The organism is Ruegeria sp. C11 (genome assembly GCF_056537725.1).
The window spans coordinates 233736-256623 of sequence record NZ_JBQFSB010000003.1; the positions used below are offsets into that span (position 1 = coordinate 233736).

The following is a 22888-nucleotide window of genomic DNA, read 5'->3' on the forward strand; positions in this document are numbered from 1 at the left end:
GCCATTTTGAGCGAGGACTATTTTCATGTCTGATGAAATCAAGAACAAGGCAGTGGAAGCGGAAACGCTGGTTCAGGAAGTAACTGCAGTGGCCCTGCCGGAACCGCAGTCGCAGATCATTTCTTTGGAAGAGGCGGATGATCCCGTCAGCGCAGAAATTCGCAAGCGCATGAATGAGATCGACATGGACAACACGAATTCGATCGTGTCCTTCGGTTCGTCCGCGCAGGCGGAATTGCAGGAAATCAGTCAGGCCATGCTGGCGGATGTGCGTAACAAGGATGTGGGCCCCGCGGGTGACAGCCTGCGCAACATCGTCACGACGATCCGCGGGTTTTCGGTTAGTGAGCTGGATGTCCGGCGCGAGCGCAGCTGGTGGGAAAAACTGCTGGGAAAGGCCGCGCCCTTTGCCAAGTTCACTGCACAGTACGAAGACGTGCAGGGGCAAATCGACCGGATTACCGACGATCTGCTGGGGCATGAGCATACGCTGCTCAAGGACATCAAGTCGCTTGATCTGCTGTATGAAAAAACGCTCCAGTTCTATGACGAGCTGGCGCTCTACATCGCTGCGGGCGAGGAAAAACTGACCGAACTGGACAGCCACGACATTCCCGAAAAAGAGGCCGAAGTTCAGGCCGTGCCCGAAGAAGAGCAGGTCATGAAAGCGCAGGAGCTGCGCGACCTACGCGCGGCGCGCGACGATCTGGAACGCCGGGTGCACGACCTGAAACTGACCCGGCAGGTTACGATGCAGTCGCTTCCCTCGATCCGTCTGGTGCAGGAAAACGACAAGTCACTGGTGACCAAGATCAACTCGACACTGGTCAATACTGTCCCGCTCTGGGAAACGCAGCTGGCGCAGGCCGTCACGATCCAACGCAGTGCCGAGGCTGCCTCTGCCGTGCGCGATGCCAACGACCTGACGAACGAATTGCTGACATCGAACGCGGCCAACCTGCGGCAATCCAACAAGATGATCCGCGAAGAGATGGAGCGCGGCGTGTTCGACATCGAAGCGGTCAAACAGGCCAATGCGGATCTGATCGGAACCATTCAGGAAAGCCTGCAGATCGCCGACGAAGGCAAGGCCAAACGCGCAGCGGCAGAAGAAGATCTGAAGAAAATGGAAGCCGAACTGCGCGACACGCTGGCCTCGGCCAAGGCGCGGCAGGACGGGCTGGGCGATACCGCCGGAACGGCAGTTCCGGGTTGACGAATTGCGGATGGCTTCGGTGAAATACTTGCGGCATGTCGCGGCAGTTATGTCGTTGTTGGTGCTGGCCAACTGCGATACGGCCGATATGGCATCACTCGTTCCACAAGCGCGCCCGACGCCCGTCATTGCCACCGAGGATCTGTACATCGAGCCCTCGGCGGCAAGTGTTGATCTGGCCCGTTACTACGAAAAGGTGCAGAACGATTTGCTGACGCGCGGCCTGCTGCGCACAGATGGCGGCGGCCCCGACACGCCGTATGATGCCAGCGACCTTGTCCGTAACTTCGAAACCATCGCCTTTTACAGCGAATACCCCGGACAGGCCGTATCGGCAGGCAGCCGCCGGACAAGCGGTCAGCTGAGCCGGTGGACAGGCCCCGTGCGGGTCAGCGCGGAATTTGGCCCCTCCGTCCCGCTGGAGACACGCAGCGAGGACAGGGCCAAAATCGAAAATTACAGCCTGCGTCTGGCGAAACTGACCGATCATCCGATTTCAACCGTCAGCCGCAACGCGAATTTTCACATCTTTGTCGCGGGTGAGGATGACACTGAATTCGTTCAGAACCGGCTAAGGCAGCTGATCCCGAACATCGGTCAGGCGCAGCTTGATCTGTTCGACAAACTGCCGCGCTCATTTTACTGCTTTGTCTTTGCCTCGGCCAGCCAGGGGTCGCCCAATGAATATGCGCGCGCGGTGGCCTTGGTTCGGGCAGAACATCCCGATCTGGTGCGCCTCAGCTGCATTCATGAAGAAATCGCACAGGGTCTGGGCCTGCCAAACGACAGCCCCGCGGCGCGTCCTTCGATCTTCAATGACGATGACGAATTCGCGCTTTTGACAAGCCATGACGAGAAACTGCTGACAATGCTTTACGATCCGCGCCTCAAACCCGGCATGACCGCCGATCAGGCCCGGCCGGTGACCCGGATCATCGCACGTGAATTGATGGGCCAGTCGCTCTGACCCAATAAGACAGGAGAAATCCAATGGGAATTTTCGATTTTCTGACCGGAGAATTCATTGATGTCATTCATTGGGTGGATGACACCCGCGACACCATGGTCTGGCGGTTCGAGCGTGAAGGCCACGAGATCAAGTACGGCGCCAAGCTGACGGTGCGCGAAGGACAGTCGGCGGTCTTTGTGCACGAGGGGCAACTGGCGGATGTGTTCACGCCGGGCCTCTACATGCTCGAAACCAACAACATGCCGATCATGACGACGCTGCAGCATTGGGATCACGGATTCCAGTCGCCGTTCAAATCCGAAATCTATTTCGTCAACACGACCCGATTCAACGACCTTAAATGGGGCACCAAGAACCCCATCATGCTGCGTGATCCCGAATTCGGGCCAACCCGCATTCGCGCCTATGGCACCTATACGATCCGCGTGAAGGACCCGGCGCGGTTCCTCGTTGAAATCGTCGGAACCGATGGCGAATTCACCATGGACGAGATCAGCTTTCAGATCCGCAATATCATCGTACAGGAATTCAGCCGTGTCATCGCCGGGTCGGGCATACCGGTTCTGGACATGGCCGCAAATACCGCCGATCTGGGCAAGCTGATCGCGGCCGAGGTCTCGCCCGTTCTGGATGGGTACGGGTTGGAAATGCCGGAATTCTATATCGAAAACATCTCGCTGCCGCCCGCTGTCGAGGCGGCACTGGACAAGCGGACCTCGATGGGTCTTGCCGGTGATCTGGGCAAGTTCACCCAATATTCGGCTGCCGAAGCCATGACCGCAGCTGCCAACAACCCCGGACAGGGTGGCGGCATGGGCGCAGGGCTTGGCATGGGGATGGGTATGGCCATGGCGCAGCAGATGGGCAACATGGCAGCGGGTCAGCCGAGCGGCCCGTGGGGCGCACCCGCCCCCGCTGCCCCGCAACCGACAGCGCATGCGGCACCGCCCCCTCCTCCCCCGGTCGAGCATGTGTGGCACATTGCGGTCGACGGCCAGACCAGCGGGCCGTTCTCAAAAGCCAAAATGGGTCGCATGGCGGCGGAAGGTGAGATCACGCGCGAGTCCTTTGTCTGGACCGCCGGTCAGGACGGCTGGAAAAAAGCCGGGGACGTTCAGGAACTGGCGCAGCTGTTCACGATCCTGCCGCCTCCACCGCCCGGAGCGTGACCTTGGGCATAGCCCATGCCAGATCAGATTGAGGAGAGGCCGTGACCACCAACAGCGAACACCGGTTCCCTTGCGAACAATGCGGCGCGGACTATCGGTTCAACCCGGGCGACGGAACGCTGACTTGCGTCCATTGCGGCCATTCCGAACCGATCGGGTCTGGCCCATGGGGGGGCGCAAACCTGCGTGAACTGGATTTCGACGCGGCAATCGCGAACAAGTTGCCGGAGAGCGAAATAGAGGAAACGCGCGTTCTTTCCTGCCCCAACTGCGCGGCGCAGATCGAATTTGATCCGGACACGCACGCGGCGGAATGCCCGTTCTGCGCCACTCCCGTGGTCACGGATACGGGCATTAACCGGCATATCAAGCCACGGGGTGTTCTGCCCTTCGCACTCGACGAGCGTTCGGCCCACAAAGCCATGAGTGACTGGCTTGGCCGTCTGTGGTTCGCCCCAAACGGGCTGAAGGATTATGCCCGCAAGGGGCGCAGGATTCAGGGCATCTATGTTCCCTACTGGACATTCGACGCGGATACCCGATCCAGTTATCGCGGTGAACGTGGCGTGATCTATTACGAAACCCGGACTGTAATGCAGGACGGGAAACGGGTGCAGCAGCAGGTTCCGAAAATCCGCTGGTCACCAAAATCAGGCCGCGTGTCGCGGTTCTTTGACGATGTTCTTGTTCTGGCTTCGCGCTCGCTGCCAAAAAAGTACACCGATGCTCTGGAACCGTGGGACCTGCCCGCGCTGGAGCCGTATCAGCCTGAATACCTCGCCGGGTTCCGAGCCGAGGCTTATACCGTCGATCTGAACGAAGGGCACAAGCAGGCGCGCGTCCATATGGCCCGCGTGATCGAACGGGACGTGCGGTTTGATATCGGCGGGGACCGGCAGCGTATTCACGCCATCGATACCGACGTCAGCAACGTGACATTCAAGCATATTCTTCTGCCTATATGGATGGCAGCATATAAGTACCGGGGCCAGACCTATCGGTTTGTCATCAACGGAAGAACCGGACGGGTACAGGGCGAACGGCCCTGGTCGGCGATCAAGATCACCATTGCCGTTTTCTTTGGTCTGCTTGTTGCAGCCGGAATCGGATACCTTGCAGCGACAGGACAGCAATAGCATCCAAACACAGTAAACCACTTTCCACCACGATCCTGCGGCCCGCCGCGATTTTTCCGCCGCGGACCTCTTGCACATCGCGCCGGTGAACGACATCCTGCCGCGCGTTCGCGTGGGAGGAACCAGAGTGACGTTGAATAGTCTAAACCAGCTTTTGAATGACCGGCACTCGTGCCGCGCTTTCTCCTCAGATCAGGTTCCCAGAGCGGACATCGAGAGCATCGTAAACAGTGCAATCCGCGTTCCAAGCTGGTGCAACGCCCAGCCGTGGCACGTGCACGTCACCAGCGGCGCGGAAACGGATGCGTTTCGCGCGGCCCTGCTGGACGAAGCAGTAAATGGCTCTCCATCCCCTGATCTGCCGTTTCCAACCTCTTATTCAGGCGTTTATCAGGATCGCCGCCGCGCCTGTGGCTGGGCGCTGTACGAGGCGGTGGGCGTCGAAAAAGGCAACCGCGCCGGGTCTGCCCGTCAAATGATGGAGAACTTTTCGTTGTTTGGCGCACCGCATTGCGCGATCATTTCCAGCCCGGCCGAGCTGGGATCATATGGCGCCATGGATTGCGGCGGCTTCGTAACCGCGTTCACGCTGGCGGCACAGGCGCTTGGCATAGCGACCATCCCCCAAGCGGCCGTTGCGTCTTATGGGCCGTTTCTGCACCGGTATTTCGACATTCCCGAAGACCGTTTGATCCTGTGCGCCATATCCTTTGGCTATCCTGACGTACAGCACCCGGCCAATTCGTTCCGTACGGATCGTGCCGGGCTGGATGAGGTCGTGACTTGGAAAGGCTGACTGACCCGGTCATTTTGTGCTGCGGCGAGGCGGTTGCAGACCTTGTGCCTGCGGAGCTTGCCGAAGGCGGAACCGGCTTCCGCCCGGTTCCCGGCGGCGCGGCCGTCAACACCGCGGTCGCACTGGCGCGGCTTGGAACACCATCAGGGTTTGTCGGAACACTGTCGACTGACCCGATGGGTACGATGCTCAGAACGCATCTTAATACCGAAGGTGTCAATCTGAACGGTGCCGTTTCCTCCGATGCTTCGGCGACGGTGGCGCTGGCGCATCCGCTCGCCGACGGAACAAGGTTTGACCTTTATGATGAAGGAACGGCAGGCCGCGCCCTGCAACACGGAATGCTGCCACCCCTGCCCCAGTCAGTACAGGCTCTGGTCTTTGGAGGGATCAGCCTGATTCACGCCCCGGGCGCAGACGAGCTTGAGGCGCTGGCCGCATCTAACGACGACAGGCTGATCTGGCTGGACCTGAACATACGCGGCGGCCTTGTCAGCGATCCCGGACCCTACCGCGCGCGGCTTGAACGAATGGCAAAGTTGGCGGACGTCATCAAGGTTTCAGATGAAGATCTGGAGTGGCTGGGCCCCCTCCCCCCGCTGCGCGACAATCAGCTGCTGCTGCAAACCTGCGGCGCACAGGGTGCAAAGGCAAAGCTGGGCGCGATCGATTTCGCGGTTCCGGCCCCAGTTCGCGACGTGCGCGATACCGTGGGGGCAGGCGATATCTTCAACGCCGGGTTTCTCTCTTTCCTCTATCGGAATGGATTGTTGAACACGCCGCTGACATTGAATGAACAAGCCCTGGCAGATGCGGTCAGTTTCGGCATCACCGCGGCCAGCATCAGCGTAACGCGGTCCGGGGCGGATGCCCCCACAACAGAGGAAGTCTTATGCGCGCAGTAGTTCAGCGTGTCGCCCGGGCCTCAGTCACGGTTGATGGTGCGGTCATCGGACAAACGGGTCCAGGATTGATGATCCTTGTCTGCGCGATGCAGGAAGATAGCGAAACGCAGGTCGATCAGCTTGCCGCGAAAATCGCCCGGCTGCGCATTTTCAAGGATGAGGCGGGCAAAATGAACCGGTCCGTTCTGGATGTACAGGGATCGGCCCTTGTCATCAGCCAGTTCACACTGGCAGCCGATACCTCGCGCGGTAACCGGCCCGGCTATTCCAACGCGGCGCCGCCCGCAGAGGGCCAGCGGCTTTACGAACGTTTCGTGCGACAGTTGGCAGCGCAGGGCATTCCGGTCGAGACCGGCCAGTTCGGAGCTGATATGCAAGTGGAACTCATCAATGATGGCCCGGTCACAATCTGTTTGGAAAGCTGATGAACCAAAGACAAACAGCAATCGACATCTGGAAATCCGGCGTTGATGCCGTGGGTGGCTATCGTGCGACAGCCTCTGCGCTGGAAAACGCGGAGCGACCGGATCAGATTATCGCCGTCGGAAAGGCGGCGGGCGCAATGGCGCGGGCCGCGCTGGACCGGTTTGGCGCGTTGCCCTGTCTGGTCGTGACCAAGGATGGCCATGGCGAAGGTTTGCCCGATCATGTGACATTGATCGAAGCCTCGCACCCGGTCCCGGATGCCCGCAGCCTGACCGGAGGCCGCGCGTTGCGGACGGCAGTGTCCGGTATGGAAGCCGGATCGCATCTGCTGCTGCTGGTTTCGGGCGGAGCCTCTTCGCTGGCCGAAGATCTGGAAGACGGCAAGACGCTGGAGGATCTGGAAGCCCTCAATCGCAGACTGTTGTCGCAAGGGCTGGATATTCATGCCATGAACGCGCAACGGCGGTTGATTTCCCGGATCAAGGGCGGGCGATTGTTGTCCGAATTTTCCGGTGGCCGTGCAACCGTGCTGGCCATCTCTGACGTACCGGGCGACGATCTGAACGTGATCGGCTCGGGTGTCGGGGCAGTCCCGGCCGATCCTGTTTTCGAGGCAACGGCGCGCATCGTCGCGTCTAATATGCACGCACGCAATGCGGCCAAGGACGCAGGTCAGCAAGCAGGTCTTGAGGTCATCGCCAACGAAGAAGCCATGCATGACGATTACCTAGAAGTTGCCGGCAAACTGGGCGCGCGTCTGCGGGAAATGCCTCGGGGTGTCATGGTGTTTGGCGGTGAACCAACTGTTGTGCTGCCCGACCAGCCCGGACGCGGCGGACGCAATCAGGCGCTGGGTCTGGCACTTGCCCGCGAAATCCGAGGCTGCGACGGATTGACCTTGGTTGTCGGCGGAACTGACGGGACCGATGGGCCGACCGACGCCGCCGGGGCCATCGTGGACGGCACCACTTGGGACGACGATGCCGAGCGCGCACTGGCCGCTGCTGACAGCGGCAGTTTTCTGGACAAGAAGGGCGCGCTGTTGGTGACGGGGCCAACCGGCACCAACGTCATGGACCTTCTCGTCGCAATCAGGGAATGATTTGTCGCTTCTCCCCTACAACCTGATCGCCATGGCACCGAAACTCGCCGCATGACGCGTGTTTCAAACGCCCTTCGGGATATTGAGGAAATACCAGATCTCGGCATCCAGCTATCGGATGGCTGCCGCCTGTCCGCGCGTTTATGGCGGCCTGTTGATGCCCCTGATGATCCGGTCCCGGTCATTCTGGAATATCTGCCTTATCGCAAGCGTGATGGCACCACGGCGCGCGACGCCCTGACCCATCCGTGGTTTGCCAAACGGGGATATGCCTGCATCCGCGTTGACATGCGCGGCAATGGCGACAGCGAAGGGCTGATGGAGGACGAATACACCCAGCAGGAACTTGATGATGCCGTCGAGGTGATCGAGTGGCTTGCCGCGCAGGACTGGTGCACCGGCAACGTTGGAATGATGGGCATCAGCTGGGGTGGCTTCAATTCGCTTCAGGTCGCGGCGATGCAGCCCGAGGCGCTGAAGGCGATCATCACGCTATGCTCTACAGCGGACAGATATGCTGACGACATCCACTACAAGGGCGGGTGCCTGCTGAACGAAAACCTCGGTTGGGGCGCGACCATGTGGTCTTATTCCTCGCGCGCGCCTGATCCGGACCTCAGGGAAAACTGGCGTGAGCTGTGGCTGGAGCGCTTGAAGAACGAACCTTTCCTACCGTCCGTATGGTTGCGTCACCAGACGCGCGATGCCTATTGGCAACACGGCTCGGTTTGTGAAGATTTCAGCGCCATCAAGGCAGCCACCCTTGCCATTGGTGGATGGGGTGATGCCTACAAGAACACGGTGCCGCTGCTGGTTGAAAGTCTGGATGCACCGGTCAAAGGCATCAACGGACCATGGGTTCACAAATATCCCCACTTTGCGGTCCCCGAACCGCGCATCGGCTTTCTGCAAGAGGCACTGCGCTGGTGGGATTACTGGCTTAAGGGCCACGACACCGGCGTAACGGACGACCCGGATTATCGCGCATATCTGATGGATGGCGTTCGACCCGCTCGCTGGTACACCAAACGCCCCGGCCGTTGGATTGCCGAGGCAAAAGGCGCCACCAGGCATCTGCAAACGCAGACCTTGACGCTCGGCAATGACGGCCTTGGTGGCACTGAACCGCTGGACGCATTCGTGTGCTCGCCACATCATTGCGGCATGGAAGGCGGAGAATACTGCGCCATCTGGCTGGGCCCCGAGTTGCCCGGAGATCAGCGCGCGGACGATGCCCTGTCGGTCTGCGTGGACGGCCAGCCTCTGCCGCAGGATATGGATATCGTCGGTGCGCCCCGGCTGAAATTGCAGCTGAGCAGCGACAAGCCTCAGGCGCAGATTGCCGTGCGGCTCAATCACTTGCATCCCGATGGCGCATCAACCCGGATCACCTATGGCGTGCTGAACCTGACCCATCGGGACAGCCATCAAGATCCGCAACCGCTGACACCCGGGCAAAGCTACGAAGTTACGCTGGACCTGGATCATATCGCCTATCGCGTACCCAAGGGGCACCGCCTGCGTGTCGCTATCTCAAGCGCCTACTGGCCGCTGGTCTGGCCCTCCCCGGAATCTGCCCAGCTGCACCTTTCCGGAGGAGAGATCGCCGCGCCGCTCCGCCCGTCCGGTGATGCCGATGAATGTATGTTCCCCCCGCCCGACGCCGAAGCGCCATGGCGGGTCGAAACGCTACGGCCCGAAGCACATGTACGGCGCACGGAAACCGACCAGACCACGGGTGAGGTTTCACTGGTGATCGAAGATGATTTTGGTCTGGTCCGCGACAGTGAACACGGCCTTGTCAGCGGCGGGATCGCGCGTGAACGATGGTCGATCCACCCTGACGATCCGCTCTCGGCCCATGGTTACTGCCAATGGACTCAGGAGATGCACCGGAATGGGGTCAAATTGCGTACTGAAACCGGTTGCGAGATGCGATCGGACCGTGAAAACTTTCATCTGCGTGTGACCATTCATGCATATGAAAACGAAAGAGAAATCTATTTCCGCGAAGAGGAAGACAAAATACCCCGCAAAAATGTGTAACGCCGCTTACCGGGAGAGGCCGCGATTAGTCCTTGCCCGGGAAGCGGAAATGACCCTACATTGACTCATGCGTCAACAAAAACTGCCACCAAGGCAGAGGAAGAATTCAACTGGGAGAATCCAATGAACGAACAACTCACTCACATGACCAAACAGGTGACCGCCGGAAAAATGACCCGCCGCGAATTCATGGGGAAAGCCGCGGCTCTGGGCGTTTCTGCAGCTGTCGCCAGCACCATGTTCTCGGGCGCAGCCCGCGCGGCCGGCCCCAAAAAGGGCGGCGACCTGAAACTGGGTCTGCAGGGCGGTGAGTCTACAAACTCGCTGGACCCGGCAACCTATGCAAGCTCGGTCCCATACATGAACGGCCGCCACTTCGGCGACACACTGGTCGAAGTTGCACCGGACGGAACCATCGAAGCACGTCTGGCCGAAAGCGTAGAAGGCAGCGCTGACGCGAAGGTCTGGACCTTCAAGCTGCGTGATGGCGTCGAATTCCACAACGGCAAAACCATGACCAGCGAAGACGTGCTGAAAACCATGGAACGCCACTCGAACGAAGACTCCAAGTCCGGTGCCCTTGGCATCATGAAGGGCATCGAGTCGATGAAGGCCGATGGCAGCAACTTCCAGGTCACACTGACCGAGCCGAACGCCGACCTGCCCTATCTGATGGCGGACTATCACCTGATCATTCAGCCTGATGGTGGCATGGACAATCCTGCAGCGGGTATCGGCACAGGCCCATACAAGCTGGAAGTTGATGAGCCGGGCGTACGTCACCTGTTCAGCAAGTTCGAAAACTACTGGAAGGATGACGGTCATTTCGACAGCGTCGAAAACGTCGTCATCAACGACGCAACTGCCCGTACAGCAGCCCTTCAGTCGGGTCAGGTGCAGCTTGCGAACCGGATCGAACCCAAGGTTGCAGATCTGCTGAGCCGTGCACCAACGCTGACCGTTCAGTCCACACCGGGCCGGGGGCACTATGTCTTCATCATGCATGTGGACACCGCGCCGTTCGACAACAACGAACTGCGTCTGGCCCTGAAATACGCGATGAACCGCGAAGAGCAGGTCGAGAAAATCCTGCGCGGCTATGGCTCGGTCGGGAACGACATGCCGATCAACGCTGCATATCCGCTGTTTGATGAAACCATCCCACAGCGGGAGTTCAGCCTCGAAAAAGCAGCTGAACACTACAAAAACTCGGGCCACGATGGATCGCCGATCATTCTGCGTACCGCAGATGGTGCCTTCCCGGGTGCCGTTGATGCTGCGGCCCTGTTCCAGCAGACAGCGGCGCAGGCCGGAATCCCGCTGGAGATCAAGCGCGAGCCGAACGACGGTTACTGGTCCGAGGTCTGGAACAAAGAGCCGTTCTGCTGCTCGTACTGGGGTGGCCGTCCGGTACAGGACCAGATGTATGCAACCGCGTATCTCTCGACCGCAGACTGGAACGACACCCGGTTCAAGGTCAAAGAGTTCGACGACCTGCTGTTCGCAGCTCGTGCCGAACTGGACCCGGCCAAGCGCAAGACAATCTACTCGCAGATGGGTATGATGCTGCGCGACAACGGTGGCCTGATCTGCCCGATGTTCAACGACTTCGTCGATGCGGTCAGCAACCAGCTGGACGGCTGGGAAACTGACCCGAACGGCGAGATGATGAACGGTCAGGTTTCGCGCAAACTGTGGTTCGCGTGATACGGATCATCTGATATGCATCCAATCATCAAACTGGTTTCCCAGCGCCTCGCGCTGGGATTCCTGCTTCTCTTTGGCGCCTCGGCCCTGATTTTCGGCCTGACCGAAGCGCTTCCCGGAGACGCAGCGCAAGCCGTCCTGGGACAATCCGCAACCCCCGAATCCCTTGCCAACCTGCGCGAGGAAATGGGCCTGAACCGTCCCGCCCTGACCCGCTATGCCGAATGGCTGGGCGGTCTCGTCCAGGGTGATTTGGGTCAGTCTCTTACAAACAAACTGGATATCGCCGACTCTGTGGCCTCTCGCCTTGGTAATACGCTTTTCCTCGCGTTCTGGGCTGCCATTGTTTCGGTTCCGCTGGCGATCTTCCTTGGCCTGCTTGCTGTGCGCTACCGCAACCGCTGGCCGGACAAGCTGATCTCGGCCGTTACACTCACAACGATCTCGATCCCGGAATTCCTGCTGGGTTATGTGCTGGTCTATTTCGTCGCCGTGAAAATGGGCATGTTCTCACCGCTGGCAATGATCAATGACAGCATGTCACTGGGGCAAAAGCTTAACGCGATCGCACTTCCCGTCATTGTTCTGACCATGGTCGTTCTGGCGCATATGATGCGCATGACACGCGCCGCGATCCTCAACGTCATGCAGTCGGCCTATGTCGAGACTGCGGAACTCAAGGGTCTGAACAACTTCAAGATCATTTACCGCCATGCCTTCCCGAATGCCATCGCACCCATCGTAAACGTGGTGATGCTGAACCTGGCCTATCTGGTCGTCGGTGTCGTCGTGGTTGAGGTGGTGTTCGTCTATCCCGGCATGGGTCAATACCTGGTGGACCACGTGACCAAGCGTGACGTTCCGGTGGTTCTGGCCTGCGGTGTCATCTTCGCCGCTATCTACATCGGACTAAACATGGTTGCAGACATCGTTGCCATTCTGGCCAACCCAAGGCTGAGGCATCCGAAATGAAGAACATTCCTATCTCTGCAATGATCGGTCTGGGCTTCATGGCCATCTACTTCGTCGTTGCGATCTTCGCACCTCTGCTGGCGCCTTATGGCATGGCCGAGGTTGTGGGCGATGTGTGGGAGCCGTCCAGTTCTCAGTTCTGGCTGGGTACCGACAATATCGGCCGCGACCTGCTGAGCCGCATGATCTATGGCGGACGCACGACGATCTTTATCGCCACGGCGGCAACGATCCTCAGCTTTGTCACAGGCTCGGTCCTTGGTTTTCTAGCCGCTGTTCTGGGTGGCTGGGCCGATCAGGTCATGTCGCGTACCGTCGATCTGATCATGTCGATCCCGTCGCTGATCACCGCGCTGGTGGTTCTGGCCATGGTGCCGGTGACCATTCCGGTGCTGATCGTCGTCATGGGCCTGCTGGACGCCACACGCGTTTATCGTCTGGCCCGCGCCGTTGCGGTGGATATCGAGGTCATGGATTACGTCGAAGCCGCCAAGCTGCGCGGTGAAGGCCAGATCTGGATCATCTTCCGTGAAATCCTGCCCAACGCCCTGTCGCCGCTGGTTGCGGAACTGGGCCTTCGGTTCATCTTCATGGTTCTGTTTGTCTCGACCCTGTCCTTCCTGGGTCTGGGCGTTCAGCCGCCGCTGGCAGACTGGGGCGGCATCGTGAAGGAAAACAAGGACGGCATCGTCTATGGCATCGGCGCGGCGCTCTACCCCGCTGTGGCCATCGCCACGCTGGCGATCTCGGTCAACCTTGTGGCTGACTGGGTGCTGAACCGTACCACATCGCTGAAAGGAGGCCGGGGATGAGCGATCCACTTCTCAAGGTCCGCGACCTCAAAATTGGCGCGACCGTCTATCCACCGGGTGAGAAACCCCATGACATCGAAATCGTGCACGGGGTCAGCTTTGACCTCGCGCCCGGCAAGGTGCTGGGGCTGATCGGTGAATCCGGAGCGGGGAAATCCACTATTGGTCTGGCCTCGATGGCTTATGGCCGGGGTGGTGTGAAAATCACCGGCGGCGAGGTCTGGGTCAACGGGCGCGATATCCTCAAGACCTCTCTGGGTGATATCCGCAAGCTGCGCGGGGGCGAGGTGACGTATGTGTCGCAATCCGCCGCTGCATCGTTCAACCCCGCCAAGAAGATCATGGATCAGGTGGTCGAAGCTGCTGTGGAACAGAAAAAGTTCTCGCGCAAAGAGGCCGAAGGCCGCGCGCGTGAGCTGTTCGCCAAGCTGGGCCTGCCCGATCCGGACAATATCGGTGATCGCTACCCTCACCAGGTCTCGGGCGGTCAGTTGCAGCGCTGCATGACGGCGCTGGCGCTGTGCCCCGAACCCGATCTGGTCGTGTTCGACGAACCCACCACGGCGCTGGACGTGACCACTCAGATCGACGTTCTCATGGCCATCAAGGAAGCCATTGCCGATACCGGTGTTGCCGCTCTCTATATCACGCACGACCTTGCCGTTGTTGCGCAGGTGAGCGACGACATCATGGTACTTCGGATGGGCAACACGGTCGAATACGGCAATACCGATCAGATCATCAACAACCCGCAAGAGGAGTATACCAAGGCGCTTGTCTCGGTCCGCTCCATCGAGCACGAAGAAAAGAAACCCACACCGGAACCGGTACTAAGCGTGGATGGTATCACCGCGCGCTACAAGGGTCTGAACTTCGACGTGCTGCACAACGTCAATGTCGAGCTCCATCCGGGTCAGACGCTGGCGGTTGTGGGTGAATCCGGCTCGGGCAAGTCGACGCTGGCGCGGGTAATCACCGGCCTGCTGCCGCCGCGCGATGGTGAGATCACCTTTGCCGGTCGCAAGCTTTCGCCAGACCTCAAGGGCCGCACCCGCGAGGACCTGCGTGAGTTGCAGATGATCTATCAGATGGCCGACGTGGCGATGAACCCGCGTCAGACCGTCGGCACGATCATCGGTCGCCCGTTGGAGTTCTACTTCAACATGCGCGGTGCCGAGAAGCGCAAGCGGATCATCGAACTGCTGGACGAGATCGAACTGGGCGAGAAGTTCATGGATCGCTATCCGGCGGAACTGTCGGGTGGTCAGAAACAGCGTGTCTGTATCGCCCGGTCGCTGGCGGCCAAGCCCAAGATGATCATCTGCGACGAGGTGACATCGGCGCTCGACCCGTTGGTGGCGGATGGTATCCTGAAGCTGCTGCTCGATCTGCAAAAGATCGAGGATGTGGCCTATCTGTTCATCACCCACGATCTGGCCACAGTGCGTGCCATCTCGGATTCGATTGCCGTGATGTATCAGGGCCGCGTGGTTCGTTATGGTTCGAAATCGGAGGTGCTGAGCCCACCGTTCGACGACTATACCGACCTTTTGCTCAGCTCGGTGCCCGAGATGCATCTGGGTTGGCTGGAAGAGGTTGTCGCGCACCGCAAAATGGAAAGTGCAGGTAACTGACACCTGCCCTTTCGTGACAAACTGATGAAGATTTGAATTCCCGGCGAATTGCCTCTTGGCAGTCGTCGGGAATTTACTATTCGGGGCGCAAATTGGCGACCCGATACCCGAGAATCTTCTATGGTCGTCTTCGACAAAACTGCATGAAAAGGGGTGCAGAATGGACCGCAAATTTCTACTGATCATTCTGGACGGCGTGCCATGGCGCAATTTCCGCCGTCTGTTCGGCAATCTCGAAGGCTGGGTGGACAGCGGCGAGGCCCGCGTATGGAAGCTCAAGGCGGTGCTGCCATCGACCTCGGCCAGTTGCTATGCGTCGATCCACACCGGCGTGTCCCCGCAGGAACACGGCTGCACCGGCAACGGCAATGTCTTTCGGCTTAGCCACAAAGACATATTCAGCCAGGTGCGTGAGGCGGGCGGTACCACCGGCGCTGTGACGCACAGCTACTGGTCACAGTTTTTCAACCGGCATCCCTTCGACTACGTCCGCGACATCGAATATGACGAGCCGGACAGCAAAACGATCAACCATGGTCGGTTTCATTCCATGACCGGCTATGGCCACGACAATCAGATGACACCATCCGATGTCGATCTCTTTGCAACGCTGACCAATCTGTGCATGCGCTTTGGGCTGGACTACGGCATTCTGCACACCTGCACGCTGGACAGCATGGGGCATCGTTTCTTTCACGATTGCCAAGAGATGGACCATGCCTGTTTCGTCGCGGACGAAATGCTGGCGCCGTTCATCCCTCGCTGGCGGCAATTGGGGTACGAGGTGATCGTGACCGCTGACCACGGGCAGGATGAACGCGGCCACCACGGCGGGCGCGGACCGCTGCAGCAGGAAACAGCCTTGTACTACTTTGGGGATGCCGAAGGCCCTGCCGAAGACTACGTGATCGATCAGCGACAGCTTGCACCCACGATCCTGAACCGCATGGGTGCGCCCGTGGCCGATACGATGAAGGCCGCATCGTTCCTCAAGTGAGATGAAAGCATCAGGCCGCCCAAGGTGGCCTGATCACTCATAAGACCAAAGGCCCTGCCCCAGCGCCTCGATCGCCACCGAAATGCGTTCGAAACTGTCTGCGGCGCGCGTCACCGAACTGCGCGCGCGCAGGTATCCGTGCACAAGACCCGCTTCGTTGATCCACTTTGCGTGACCTCCGGCTTCGGTGATCTTTGCGCAATACTCTTTTCCATCGTCCCTCAGAGGGTCGCAATCGGCGGTCACCACAACCGTGGGCGGCAGCCCCGAAAAATCCGTATCGGCCAGCGGAGCATAAGTCGGATCGCTTTCGGGAACCTCGCCACCACACCGGATTTTCTCGTAGTACAGGACATCCTCGCGCGTCAGCAGCGGCGCATGGGCATGTTCCAGATAGGACCCTTCGTTGGTGTCACCGCCAAGCACAGGGTAAATCAGAACCTGCCCCAGAATGGGCTCCAAACGACCTCTGGCATGGTGCGACACTGCCGCTGCAAGGTTCCCCCCGGCGCTGTCACCCGCCAAAACCAGCGGATCACCAAATTCCCCGGCTGCCCATTCCGTCGCCGTCCAACAATCCTGAAACTGAACCGGGTGAAGCTCTTCGGGACACAATCGGTAGTCTACCGCAACCACGCGGTACCCGGTCTGCGCGCAAATCTCGGCACAGACATCGTCATGACTGTCCAGACCGCCCAGCACAAAGCCACCGCCATGGATGTAAATCACGGTCCGCGTCGGATAGCCGGCACTGTAAATGCGAACCGGCACGCCATCCGCCATCAGATCCTCTGTTTCGACACCGGCCGGACGGGGCCGCCGGAACGTTCGGCACAGATTGTCATAGACGCGGCGCTGATCGGCGATGGACATCCCGACCGCGTCGTCGGGATAACATTCCGCTGTCCGCCTGATGAAAGCCCAGGTTTCCTCGTCGATCAGACGCTCATAGTCCATTGCCCCTCCCGGTCAGGCTGCCCATTCCCAAGGCCGGGTGAATGATCCCAGCACCTTGTTCACATCGTCCTCGGTGGAGCCGTTCGCGTCAAGCTGCGCGACAAGTCCGCGTTTTTTGTCGTCAATCACGGAAACAACCCGCGCGGACACACCCGCCGTTTCAAGGGCACCGTTATAGATTCGGGTGATCGCCTGTTTTCTCAACTCCGGCTTGAACACCTTGCCGACGGCAGTCTTGGGCAGTTCCGTCAGGATGGTCATGTGCTTTGGCTGGGCAGCGCGTTCGTGGACGTGAACCTTGCAGTATTCCAGCAACTCTTCCTCGGTCGTCTTACCGCCCTCGACCAGTTCGACAAAGGCGCAGGGAACCTCTCCGGAATGGGCATCCGGCTGACCGATCGCCCCGGCAAACGCCACGGCTTCGTGACCCAGCAGCGCCTCTTCGATCTCGGCCGGGTCGATATTGTGACCGCCGCGAATGATCAGATCCTTAGCGCGGCCCGTGATCCACAGATATCCATCTTCGTCGAACCGCCCCAGATCGCCGGTGCGCAGATACGAATCAAAGTGATACAGATCCTTGTTCTTGTCCGCTTCGGTATAGGTGTTGCCCGCATACACGCCGGGGTTCGAGATGCAGATTTCTCCAATCTCATCCACGGCACATTCTGCTGGCCCATCCGGCCCATCCCGAAGGATTTTTACGTCCGTATAAGGGAACGGAATACCGATCGAGCCGATCTTTTTCTCACCATCCACCGGGTTGCACGACACAAGACATGTCGCCTCGGTCAGGCCATACCCTTCGACGATGGTGACGCCCGTGGCTTTTTCAAAGCGATTGAACAGTTCCACCGGCAATGGCGCCGATCCCGAAAACGCGGTTTTCACCGACGAGATATCGGCATCCACGGGCCGCTGCATCTTGGCGGAAATGGCCGTCGGCACCGTAATGATGAACGAGACCTTCCAGCGTTCAATCAGCTTCCAGAAATTGTCGAATACCCCATCGCCGCGATACCCGGCGGGCGTCGGGAAAATCACATGCGCACCGGATGACACGGCCGCCATGACAATCACGTGGACGGCAAAGACGTGGAACATGGGCAGAGGGCACATGATGACGTCGTTTTCGTCAAACAGCAGCGTATTGCCCAACCAGCCATTGTAGATCAGGCCGGAGTACTTGTGCTGCGCCACTTTCGGCATCCCGGTTGTCCCGCCGGTATGGAAGTAACAGGCGACGCGGTCCTCTTTGCTGTCTTCGAACGTCAGGGTCGTGGGCTGTTTGGCCAGTTCCTGATTGAAGTTCTTGTAATCTGCATGGGCCAGATGCTCTTTGTCGCCCATCTTGGGACGCAGGAAAGGCACCAGCCACGATTTAGGAGGCGTCAGATAACGGTTCAGATCAATTTCCAGAATCGTGTTGACGCTTGGCGCATGGCGCACCGCCTCTTCCACCTTCTGCGCAACATCCGTCTTGGGAAACGACTTGAGCGTGACCACGACCTTCGCCCCGGTCTCGCGCAGAATTGCGGCGATCTGTTCGGGCTCAAGCAACGGGTTGATCGGGTTCACGATCCCCGCAATCGCACCGCCCATCATCGTGATCAGCGTTTCGTTACAGTTTGGCAGCACATAGGCCACCACATCCTTTTCGCCCACACCCAGCGAGCGGAACAGGTTGGCGGCCTGATTGACCTTGCCCAAAAGGTCGGACCAGGTCAGCGTCTCGGCCTTGTCGGTCGGGCCAGAAAGCAACTGAAAGCTGATCGCCTTGTGGTTCGGAAATTTTTCTGCCGTGCGCGACAAAAGCTGATGGAACGTCACCGGGACATCCCGATCCTCCCACGGCATTTCCTGCTCGACCCGTATCTTGTCTTCCAAACCCACGAACGCCATGCGGCTCCTCCCCGTATTCTCCCGTGTCCTGCACAGGCATTTTTGTTCCATGCCAAGATGGAAACAAATCCGCGCCTGTGCAAGCGCGGGCTTAACGGTTGGGGTCAGGAATATGTAGAATGACGCTGCGGCGAAAGTCAGAGTGCCGGGGCGTCACATCATTCTGCGGCAACCGCGCCATCGGTGAACTGCAACCGCGCCAGACGCGCGTACAGGCCATCCTGCGCCACCAGATCGTCATGGGTACCCTGCGCGACGATACGCCCGGCCTCCATCACCACGATCCTGTCGGCCTTTTTGACCGTCGCCAGACGGTGTGCAACGATCAAGGTGGTACGCCCGGCCCGCATCTCGTCAACGGCACCCTGGACGGCGCGTTCGCTTTCCGCATCAAGGGCCGAGGTCGCCTCGTCCAACAGCAGAACCGGCGCATCGCGCAGGATCGCCCGTGCAATGGCGATCCGCTGCTTTTGCCCACCGGACAGCATGACACCACGCTCACCGACAAAGCTGTCATAGCTTTCGGGCAGGGCCGAAATGAAATCATGCGCCGCCGCGGCGCGGGCGGCCGCCTCAACCTCGGCATCTGTGGCATCCAACCGGCCAAACCGAATGTTCTCGCGCGCCGAGGCGGCAAAAATCACCGGGTCCTGTGGGACAAGGGCCATGAACCGACGGAAATCCGACCGGTCGAGGTCGCGCAGATCCATGCCATCCAGCGTCACGCGCCCCGAATCCGGGTCATAGAACCGCTGGATCATCTGAATGACGGTTGTCTTTCCCGCACCGGATGGTCCCACAAACGCAACCGTTTCGCCCGGATTGACGGTCAGCGTAAGTTCGTCCAGCGCCACGACATCCGGTCGCGACGGATATCGGAAGCTTACATCGTTGAACCCGATCTCACCCCGCACCGGCTGCGGCAGCGCTTTGGGGCGCAAGGGGTTGTTGACTGTATCCTGCGCATTCAGCAGTTCGATCAGACGCTCCGTTGCACCCGCCGCGCGCTGAAGCTCGCTCCAGATTTCCGAAAGGGCTGCGACCGATCCCGCCATGATCACCGCATAGATGACGAACTGGATCAGAACGCCTTCGGACATGAGCCCGTTACGGACGTCAATCGCCCCCATCCAAAGCACGCCAACGATCCCGGAAAAAACAAGGAAAATGACAATCACCGTCAAAATCGCACGCGTCTGAATGCGGCGCAGGGACACGGTATACGACGTCTCGGTCAAATCGCCGAACTGCTTGCGGCTGGCCTGCTCGTGGGTAAAGGCCTGCACGGTCTGAACCGCGCCCAGCGCCTCACCGGCATTGCCCGAGGATGCTGCAATCCAGTCCTGATTTTCCCGGCTGATAACCCGCAACCGCCGCCCCAGAACCAAAATCGGAACCACCACAATCGGAATGAGCAACAAAACCATCCCCGTCAGCTTGGCCGAGGTCAGCAACATCAGGACCAGACCACCGACGAACATCAGCATGTTGCGCAGCGCGATCGAAACCGAGGAACCCAGAACCGACTGGATCAGGGTCGTATCGGTCGTGATCCGGCTCAGCACCTCACCTGTCATGATGCGCTCGTAAAATTCCGGGCTCATGCTGATGACCCTGTCGAACACGGCCTTTCGGATATCCGCCACGACCCTCTCGCCCAGCCGGGTCACCAACGCATAGCGAATCCCGGTCCCGACGGCGAGAATGGCCGCAATCCCGAGCGCCGCCAGAAAATACTGATCCAGCAACTCGCCATCTTCGATCCGGAAATGGTCGACAACCCGACGAACTGCCAGCGGCAGCGTCAGTGACATACTCGCCGTCACGATCAACGCCAGCGTCGCACCGATCATCAACATGCGATAGGGCCGCATGAACGGCCAAAGCGATCCAAGGACGCCCAGCTTTTTCGAGCCAGCCCGCTCTTCACTCGCCCCCGGAGCAGGGGTGGTTACGGATTTCGCTGACTGGGTTCTTGCCATGTCTGGCCCTTGCATCTTGATCTTACACTGGTGCCCGCTTCTTGGCGACAGTCGCGCGCGGGGTCAAGAAGCGCGGCACCACACTACGGCAACGGGGGCCATTTGACGCAATCGAATTTTGGGCTGAACTGGAGCGGGTAGACGGAATCGAACCGACATAATCTGCTTGGAAGGCAGGGGCTTTACCATTAAGCTATACCCGCTCAGCGTCTGGGCTGATTATTCCATGCGCGTTCGGGCGTCAAGAACGGAAATTCGGTTCTTGCCGCCTTTTCGACCCCTCCGCACACCGGGGCGGCAGTCAGGCGCCTTTTATGCTATGATCCCCACATCCAATTGCCGCCGCGGGCGTCACCGCGCGGCAATTGATGCATTTTTTACATACGGGGGAAATTCACGATGACGGAATTTGACCTGGGTACCTATTCCCGCAATATCACAACATCCTCATCCGGGGCGAAAAAGGCGTTTGATCAGGGACTCGTCTGGCTTTTCGGGTTCAACCACGAAGCCGCTGCGGAGTGTTTCGAGAAGGCGATTGAACTGGACGCAAATTGCGGCATGGCGCATTGGGGCGTCGCCTTTGCAATCGCACCCAACTACAACAAACCGTGGGAGTTCTTTGAACCCGAAGAAAAAGTTTCAATGCTGCAACGCGCCCACCGGTCCGTCACAGATGCCATGGCGCTGCGCGATGCAGTGACACCCCTTGAGGCCGCGTTGATCGAGGCCCTGTCCCACCGCTTCCCAACTGATCCAGAAATAGAAGACTACGGGCCATGGAACGATGCATTCTCCGAATCCATGCGCAAGGTCTATGCCGAACACTCTGCGGATCTGGACGTGGCCTCGATCTTTGCCGAGGCGTTGATGAACCGAACGCCATGGCAGCTCTGGGATCTGAAACAGGGCAAACCTGCCGAAGGTGCTTCGACCGAAGAAGCTCAGACCGTTCTGGAAACGGCATTCGATACATTACCGGGCGCTTGGGACCATCCCGGTCTGCTGCACATGTACATTCACCTGATGGAGATGTCGCCCACACCCGAAAAGGCGCTGCGTCATGGCGACCGGCTGGTCGATTTGGTGCCGGACAGTGGCCACCTTGTGCATATGGCGACCCATATCGACGTATTGTGCGGCGACTACCAAAACGTAGTCTGGCGCAATCATCGTGCCGCACAGGTGGATCGGAAATACGAGGCGATGGCGGGTGGTGAGAATTTCTATACCGTCTACCGCGTTCACAACGTGCATTTCGAGGCCTATGGGGCCATGTTCCTTGGCCAGCCGGAAAAGGCCCTTGCCGCGTCCGAGGAACTGATGCGCATGTTACCCGACAACGTGATCCGCTTTTTCCCGGATTTGTTCGAGTCGTTTTACGGCAAGAAAATCCACGTGATGGTCCGTTTCGGACAGTGGGATGAAATCCTGAACGAACCATTCCCGGAGGACCGCGAACTTTATAGCTATACGTTTGCCGCCATGCGTCAGGCCCGCGCCGTTGCGCTGGCCAATCTGGGTCGCATGGATGAGGCCCGCAAAGAACGCGAACTGGCCGTCGAGGCGCGCAAGGCCGTTCCCGAAAGCCGTCTGGTCTTCAACAACACTGCCGAGGATGTACTGATGATCGGCGAAGCCATGATGGACGGTGAGATCGCGTTTAAATCCGGCGACCGTCAAGGCGGGCTTGGACATCTGCACCGCTCGGTCGAACTGGATGACAATCTGGTCTATGACGAGCCGTGGGGCTGGATGCAACCAACGCGCCATGCCCTTGGGGCCTTGCTGATGGAAGACCAGCGTTTTGACGAGGCCGAGGCGGTCTATCGCGCCGATCTGGGGCTGGACGACACCCTTGCCCGTGCCTGTCAGCACCCGCGCAATATCTGGAGCCTGCACGGCCTGCACGAATGCCTTGTCAGACGTGGTGAGCAAACCGAGGCAAGGCACATCAAGCTGCAGCTGGATCAGGCAGCAGCACGTGCAACCGTACCGGTTCACGCATCGTGCTATTGCCGAAGCAAGGCTAAGGCCGCCTGACAAACCAAACGCTCTAACGCAGGGTGGCCACAGGACGGATGGGTCTGTGGCTGCGCCCATGCGCATGACGCTTTCGCAAAAAAGTGATTTTGGGGGACTTGCCCCCTGTACTTGTT

18 protein-coding genes and 1 tRNA gene are annotated in these 22888 nt (G+C 59.3%); 15 read left to right on the plus strand and 4 right to left on the minus strand.

All coding sequences use genetic code 11. The features are described 5' to 3' along the window. The first annotated feature begins 25 nt into the window (after positions 1–25). From ACR0NA_RS07150 to ACR0NA_RS07215, 14 genes are all read left to right on the plus strand, one after another. Positions 26–1216 carry a toxic anion resistance protein gene (locus tag ACR0NA_RS07150; RefSeq protein ID WP_480448734.1) on the plus strand — a complete coding sequence of 397 codons (1191 nt, stop codon included), beginning with the start codon at positions 26–28 and terminating at the stop codon, positions 1214–1216. Positions 1217–1226: 10 nt separating this feature from the next. Beyond that, positions 1227–2183: a DUF2927 domain-containing protein gene (locus ACR0NA_RS07155; protein WP_480727436.1), complete on the plus strand. Its 957-nt coding sequence runs from the start codon at positions 1227–1229 to the stop codon at positions 2181–2183. Positions 2184–2206: 23 nt separating this feature from the next. Beyond that, on the plus strand, positions 2207–3355 hold the full coding sequence (locus ACR0NA_RS07160) for an SPFH domain-containing protein (RefSeq protein WP_480727438.1): 1149 nt from the start codon (positions 2207–2209) through the stop codon (positions 3353–3355). 41 nt (positions 3356–3396) lie between these two features. Continuing rightward, on the plus strand, positions 3397–4491 hold the full coding sequence (locus ACR0NA_RS07165) for a TFIIB-type zinc finger domain-containing protein (protein ID WP_480727440.1): 1095 nt from the start codon (positions 3397–3399) through the stop codon (positions 4489–4491). Positions 4492–4618: 127 nt separating this feature from the next. Next, the gene (locus ACR0NA_RS07170; RefSeq protein ID WP_480727442.1) at positions 4619–5287 is read left to right on the plus strand and encodes a nitroreductase; all 669 of its coding nucleotides are present in this window, start codon (positions 4619–4621) and stop codon (positions 5285–5287) included. Further along, positions 5275–6192, plus strand: coding sequence for a carbohydrate kinase family protein (locus ACR0NA_RS07175; protein WP_480727444.1), 918 nt, complete (start codon positions 5275–5277; stop codon positions 6190–6192). Before ACR0NA_RS07170 ends, ACR0NA_RS07175 begins: the two co-directional genes overlap by 13 nt. Continuing rightward, positions 6180–6617 carry a D-aminoacyl-tRNA deacylase gene (gene dtd / locus ACR0NA_RS07180; RefSeq protein WP_480727446.1) on the plus strand — a complete coding sequence of 146 codons (438 nt, stop codon included), beginning with the start codon at positions 6180–6182 and terminating at the stop codon, positions 6615–6617. Before ACR0NA_RS07175 ends, dtd begins: the two co-directional genes overlap by 13 nt. After that, on the plus strand, positions 6617–7720 hold the full coding sequence (locus tag ACR0NA_RS07185) for a glycerate kinase type-2 family protein (protein WP_480727448.1): 1104 nt from the start codon (positions 6617–6619) through the stop codon (positions 7718–7720). The genes dtd and ACR0NA_RS07185 overlap by 1 nt, the downstream gene beginning before the upstream one ends. Before the next feature lie 51 nt (positions 7721–7771). Continuing rightward, positions 7772–9766 (plus strand): CocE/NonD family hydrolase, encoded by a 1995-nt coding sequence (locus ACR0NA_RS07190; RefSeq protein ID WP_480727450.1) that lies wholly within the window; start codon positions 7772–7774, stop codon positions 9764–9766. 123 nt (positions 9767–9889) lie between these two features. After that, positions 9890–11473 carry an ABC transporter substrate-binding protein gene (locus ACR0NA_RS07195; protein ID WP_170650912.1) on the plus strand — a complete coding sequence of 528 codons (1584 nt, stop codon included), beginning with the start codon at positions 9890–9892 and terminating at the stop codon, positions 11471–11473. Between the two features lie 15 nt (positions 11474–11488). Beyond that, a complete protein-coding gene (locus tag ACR0NA_RS07200; RefSeq protein ID WP_170650913.1) occupies positions 11489–12445 on the plus strand; it encodes an ABC transporter permease in 957 nt (318 codons plus the stop codon). Further along, entirely contained in the window at positions 12442–13257 is an 816-nt protein-coding gene (locus ACR0NA_RS07205; RefSeq protein WP_170650914.1) for an ABC transporter permease, read from the plus strand. Before ACR0NA_RS07200 ends, ACR0NA_RS07205 begins: the two co-directional genes overlap by 4 nt. Next, positions 13254–14891, plus strand: coding sequence for an ABC transporter ATP-binding protein (locus tag ACR0NA_RS07210; RefSeq protein WP_170650915.1), 1638 nt, complete (start codon positions 13254–13256; stop codon positions 14889–14891). Before ACR0NA_RS07205 ends, ACR0NA_RS07210 begins: the two co-directional genes overlap by 4 nt. A 160-nt stretch (positions 14892–15051) precedes the next feature. Next, positions 15052–15888, plus strand: a complete 837-nt coding sequence (locus tag ACR0NA_RS07215; protein WP_480727454.1) for an alkaline phosphatase family protein — start codon at positions 15052–15054, stop codon at positions 15886–15888. 33 nt (positions 15889–15921) lie between these two features. Here ACR0NA_RS07215 and ACR0NA_RS07220 read toward each other — a convergent pair whose 3' ends face one another. From ACR0NA_RS07220 to ACR0NA_RS07235, 4 genes are all read right to left on the minus strand, one after another. Further along, positions 15922–16845: an alpha/beta hydrolase gene (locus ACR0NA_RS07220; protein ID WP_480727456.1), complete on the minus strand. Its 924-nt coding sequence runs from the start codon at positions 16843–16845 to the stop codon at positions 15922–15924. 12 nt (positions 16846–16857) lie between these two features. Beyond that, positions 16858–18747, minus strand: coding sequence for an acyl-CoA synthetase (locus ACR0NA_RS07225; protein WP_480727458.1), 1890 nt, complete (start codon positions 18745–18747; stop codon positions 16858–16860). A 158-nt stretch (positions 18748–18905) separates the two neighbouring features. Beyond that, the gene (locus ACR0NA_RS07230) at positions 18906–20729 is read right to left on the minus strand and encodes an ABC transporter transmembrane domain-containing protein (RefSeq protein ID WP_480727461.1); all 1824 of its coding nucleotides are present in this window, start codon (positions 20727–20729) and stop codon (positions 18906–18908) included. Between the two features lie 129 nt (positions 20730–20858). Then, positions 20859–20932: transfer RNA gene (locus ACR0NA_RS07235), tRNA-Gly, on the minus strand. Positions 20933–21128: 196 nt separating this feature from the next. Here ACR0NA_RS07235 and ACR0NA_RS07240 point away from each other — a divergent pair. After that, entirely contained in the window at positions 21129–22772 is a 1644-nt protein-coding gene (locus ACR0NA_RS07240; RefSeq protein WP_480727463.1) for a hypothetical protein, read from the plus strand. The last annotated feature ends 116 nt before the right edge of the window (positions 22773–22888 follow it).

Coding starts and splice junctions, on each gene's coding strand:
- ACR0NA_RS07150 (WP_480448734.1), top strand. CDS start 26: ATGTCTGATGAAATCAAGAACAAGGCAGTGGAAGCGGAAACGCTGGTT.
- ACR0NA_RS07155 (WP_480727436.1), top strand. CDS start 1,227: ATGGCTTCGGTGAAATACTTGCGGCATGTCGCGGCAGTTATGTCGTTG.
- ACR0NA_RS07160 (WP_480727438.1), top strand. CDS start 2,207: ATGGGAATTTTCGATTTTCTGACCGGAGAATTCATTGATGTCATTCAT.
- dtd (WP_480727446.1), top strand. CDS start 6,180: ATGCGCGCAGTAGTTCAGCGTGTCGCCCGGGCCTCAGTCACGGTTGAT.
- ACR0NA_RS07185 (WP_480727448.1), top strand. CDS start 6,617: ATGAACCAAAGACAAACAGCAATCGACATCTGGAAATCCGGCGTTGAT.
- ACR0NA_RS07190 (WP_480727450.1), top strand. CDS start 7,772: ATGACGCGTGTTTCAAACGCCCTTCGGGATATTGAGGAAATACCAGAT.
- ACR0NA_RS07195 (WP_170650912.1), top strand. CDS start 9,890: ATGAACGAACAACTCACTCACATGACCAAACAGGTGACCGCCGGAAAA.
- ACR0NA_RS07200 (WP_170650913.1), top strand. CDS start 11,489: ATGCATCCAATCATCAAACTGGTTTCCCAGCGCCTCGCGCTGGGATTC.
- ACR0NA_RS07205 (WP_170650914.1), top strand. CDS start 12,442: ATGAAGAACATTCCTATCTCTGCAATGATCGGTCTGGGCTTCATGGCC.
- ACR0NA_RS07210 (WP_170650915.1), top strand. CDS start 13,254: ATGAGCGATCCACTTCTCAAGGTCCGCGACCTCAAAATTGGCGCGACC.
- ACR0NA_RS07215 (WP_480727454.1), top strand. CDS start 15,052: ATGGACCGCAAATTTCTACTGATCATTCTGGACGGCGTGCCATGGCGC.
- ACR0NA_RS07220 (WP_480727456.1), bottom strand. CDS start 16,845: ATGGACTATGAGCGTCTGATCGACGAGGAAACCTGGGCTTTCATCAGG.
- ACR0NA_RS07225 (WP_480727458.1), bottom strand. CDS start 18,747: ATGGCGTTCGTGGGTTTGGAAGACAAGATACGGGTCGAGCAGGAAATG.
- ACR0NA_RS07230 (WP_480727461.1), bottom strand. CDS start 20,729: ATGGCAAGAACCCAGTCAGCGAAATCCGTAACCACCCCTGCTCCGGGG.
- ACR0NA_RS07240 (WP_480727463.1), top strand. CDS start 21,129: ATGACGGAATTTGACCTGGGTACCTATTCCCGCAATATCACAACATCC.